We start from the raw sequence: 3766 nt of genomic DNA, 5'->3' as shown, positions 1-3766 counted from the left end.
CCCATCGGCCGCGCGCTGCCGCCAGGCATCGAGGCCACCCGCGCCCCCCGCCAGTCCCTCCGGCGCCGCCGTGGCATAGCCGACGGCACCGATCCCGTCGAACCACAGATTGCGGGCATAATCGGGTGCCCCGGGCAGCACGGGCCCCGGCGCCGGCAACAGGATGCCGGTGAAGCGGATGCGGTCCCCGGGGAAAAACCGCGCGACCGCCATGTCGGGATCGAACGTGACCCGAACCCGGCGCGGCAGCACCAGGCCGCCGGCCCGGGTCGGAAGGTCGCCAAGCACGGCCCGGGGCCTCTCGCCCGGCCGGGCCTCGATCGCCTCGATACCGGCATTGAAGGAAATCGGCCCGAGACGCTGGGCCAGGACCGGCGTGCCGACCATCTCGGCGCGCAGCCTGGCGGCGGCGAAACCAAGGGCGACAACCGCGAGCGCCAGCAGCGCCAGGGCCAAACCCGGCCGTCGCCGCGAAACCATGAACGCCCCGATGAATACAATGGCCGGCGCGAAGGACACGACCAGCCCCGGCTCCCCCGGCAGGGCGAAATAAAGGCCGATCCCCGCGGCGATGCCCACCGGCAGCCACAGAAACCAGCGGTCCCTCATCCCGACCAGAAGGTCGGCCACGGCGGCGGGACGGGGAAGCGCGGTTTTCAAGAGGGCCAGCCCTGCGGAATGCGACTATCGACGCATGGTATCAAGCCCTTAACGGGGTGTGATCAGCCAATTCGCCATGGTAAGAAGCGGTAGTCGAAAAAACACGTCAGTTGGTCATGTCCCCCATCATCACGCGCTTCGCCCCCTCGCCCACCGGATACCTTCATATTGGCGGGGCGCGAACGGCCCTGTTCAACTGGCTGTTCGCCCGGCATTTCGGTGGCACCTTCCGTCTGCGCATCGAGGATACGGACCGCCAGCGCTCCACCGAGGATGCGATCGAGAAGATCTTCGAGGGGATGCGCTGGCTCGGCCTCGACTGGGATGGCGATGTCGTGCACCAGTTCGCCCGCGCGCCGCTTCATGCCGCGCAGGCCCACCGCCTCGTCGCCGAGGACAAGGCCTATTTCTGCTATTGCACGCCGGACGAGTTGACCGCCATGCGCGAGGACGCGAAGGCCAGGGGCCTGCCGCCGCGCTACAATGGTTTCTGGCGCGACCGCGACCCGTCCGAGGCCCCGGCCGGCGTGAGGCCCACGGTGCGCCTGAAGGCCCCCCGCGAGGGCGAGACCCTGATCGAGGATCTGGTCCAGGGCGAAGTGCGCTTCCCCAATACCGAACTCGACGACATGATCCTGCTGCGTTCGGACGGCACGCCGACCTACATGCTCTCGGTCGTGGTCGACGATCACGACATGAACATCACCCATGTCATCCGCGGCGACGATCACCTGACCAATACCGCGCGTCAGACCCAGCTCTACCTTTCCCTTGGCTGGGACGTGCCGCAGTTCGCCCATATCCCGCTGATCCACGGGCCGGACGGCGCCAAACTGTCCAAGCGCCACGGCGCCCTCGGGGTCGATGCCTATCGCGATCTCGGCTATCTGCCGGAAGCCATGCGCAATTATCTGCTGCGCCTCGGCTGGAGCCATGGCGACGACGAGACCATTTCGACCGAACAGGCGATCGAATGGTTCGGTCTCGAAAACGTCGGCCGCTCGCCCGCCCGTTTCGACTTCGCCAAGCTCGACAATCTGAACGGCCATTACCTGCGCGAGGCGGATAATGGCCGCCTGGCCGGCCTGGTCGCCGCCGATCTCGCCAAGGCAGGCATCGAGGTCGACGCCGCCGGTCTCGATCGCATCGCGCGGGCGATGGACGGTTTGAAGGCGCGCGCCAAAACTCTGGTGCAACTGACTGATTCGGCTCGCTTTCTTGTCTCGAAACGGCCCCTCGCCCTCGATGCCAAGGCCGAGAAGATCCTGTCGGCCGACGGTCGGGACAAGCTGGCTTCCCTTCGCGCCGCCATCGCCGATCTCGACAGTTTCTCGGCGGCCCAGATCGAAGGCGCGGCCAGGGCCATGGCCGAGGCGAGCAATGCCAAGCTCGGTGATTTCGCCCAGCCCCTGCGCGCCGCGCTCAGCGGCTCCAATGTCTCGCCGCCCATCTTCGAGGTGGCGGAAATTCTCGGCCGGGTTGAGTCCCTCGGCCGTATCGACGACACTCTGGGGCGCTGACCGTCAAGACGGGGCGCCCTGACTTGAAAAGATGCATCTCGGCCACGTCAGCCCTATTCGTGCCGAAATGCTTCGCAGTATAATGGGGGTGCATTCAACCGAAGGGTACGGGACCGCTCCCCCCAACGCCGGTCCCGCTACCGTGAATCCCATGTCAGAAACGCGCTAGACGGAGTGCAGCGAATGGCCGAACGGACCACAGTAACCCTGAATGATGGTGGCACCACGTTAGCGTTGCCCGTGATGGAGGGGACGGTTGGCCCCAAGGTCATCGACATCCGCAAGCTCTATGCCGAAACCGGTCACTTCACCTATGACCCCGGTTTTACTTCCACCGCGTCCTGCGAATCCAAGATCACCTATATCGATGGTGACGAAGGCGTCCTGCTCTATCGCGGCTATTCGATCGACGAACTGGCCGACAGCAGCGACTTCCCGGAAGTCTGCTACCTGTTGCTGAACGGTGAGCTGCCGACCGCCGCGCAGAAGGAAAAATTCCTCAAGAGCATCACCTATCACACGATGGTGCACGAACAGCTGTCGATGTTCTTCCGCGGTTTCCGCCGCGATGCGCACCCGATGGCGGTCATCTGCGGTGTCGTCGGCGCGCTATCGGCCTTCTATCACGACTCGACCGACATCAACGATCCGCGCCAGCGCCTGGTCGCCAGCCATCGCCTGATCGCCAAGATGCCGACGATCATCGCCATGGCCTACAAATATTCGGTCGGCCAGCCCTTCATGTATCCGCGGAACGATCTCGATTATTGCGAGAACTTCCTCTACATGACCTTCGGCGTGCCCTGCGAGCCCTATAAGGTCTCGCCGATCCTCGCCAGCGCGCTCGACAAGATCTTCATCCTGCACGCCGATCACGAGCAGAACGCCTCGACCTCCACGGTCCGGCTCGCCGGCTCGTCGGGCGCCAATCCCTTCGCCTGTATCGCCGCCGGCATCGCCTGCCTGTGGGGTCCCGCCCATGGCGGCGCCAATGAAGCGGCGCTGAACATGCTGCAGGAAATCGGCACGCCCGACCGCATCCCCGAATATATCGCCAAGGCCAAGGACAAGAACGATCCGTTCCGTCTGATGGGCTTCGGCCACCGGGTCTACAAGAACTACGATCCGCGCGCCAAGGTGATGCAGCAGACCGCCCGCGAAGTGCTCGACGAACTCGGCGTCCACAACGACCCGCTGTTCCAGGTCGCGATGCAGCTCGAGGCCATCGCCCTCAGCGATCCCTATTTCGTCGAGAAGAAGCTGTACCCGAACGTCGACTTCTATTCGGGCATCATCCTGAAGGCCATGGGCTTCCCCACCACCATGTTCACCCCGCTGTTCGCTCTGGCGCGCACCGTGGGCTGGATCGCCCAGTGGTCGGAAATGATCGCCGATCCCAACCAGAAGATCGGCCGTCCGCGCCAGCTCTACACCGGTGCCACCCGGCGTACCTATACGCCGGTCGGCGAGCGCGGCTGACACAGGATGGACCACAAGGTGTCCGGCGAAACCCCGCGGCGCTCCGGCGCCCGCGGGCGCTCGCCGGGCGCCGGCCTCGTTCCTCCGGGCTCGGCACCGCGCTGGGT

General features: G+C 65.3%; 3 protein-coding genes. 2 read left to right on the top strand and 1 reads right to left on the bottom strand.

Annotated features, from left to right (window positions below; translation table 11 throughout):
* The coding region (locus tag WAZ62_RS15635; protein WP_422644461.1) for a DUF4131 domain-containing protein at positions 1-660 on the bottom strand (660 nt) is incomplete at its 3' end.
* A 116-nt stretch (positions 661-776) separates the two neighbouring features.
* Here WAZ62_RS15635 and gltX point away from each other — a divergent pair.
* Both gltX and gltA read left to right on the top strand, forming a co-directional pair.
* Positions 777-2180, top strand: a complete 1404-nt coding sequence (gene gltX, locus WAZ62_RS15630; RefSeq protein WP_422644460.1) for a glutamate--tRNA ligase — start codon at positions 777-779, stop codon at positions 2178-2180.
* 183 nt (positions 2181-2363) lie between these two features.
* On the top strand, positions 2364-3659 hold the full coding sequence (gltA, locus tag WAZ62_RS15625) for a citrate synthase (protein ID WP_422644459.1): 1296 nt from the start codon (positions 2364-2366) through the stop codon (positions 3657-3659).
* Positions 3660-3766 lie beyond the last annotated feature (107 nt).

It is taken from the genome of Zavarzinia sp. (genome assembly GCF_049306435.1).
GTDB lineage: Bacteria > Pseudomonadota > Alphaproteobacteria > Zavarziniales > Zavarziniaceae > Zavarzinia.
This window is presented reverse-complemented; position numbering and strand designations above follow the sequence as displayed.

Excerpts from the sequence above, each read along its gene's own strand:
- gltX (WP_422644460.1), top strand. The coding sequence starts at position 777 with ATGTCCCCCATCATCACGCGCTTCGCCCCCTCGCCCACCGGATACCTT.
- gltA (WP_422644459.1), top strand. The coding sequence starts at position 2,364 with ATGGCCGAACGGACCACAGTAACCCTGAATGATGGTGGCACCACGTTA.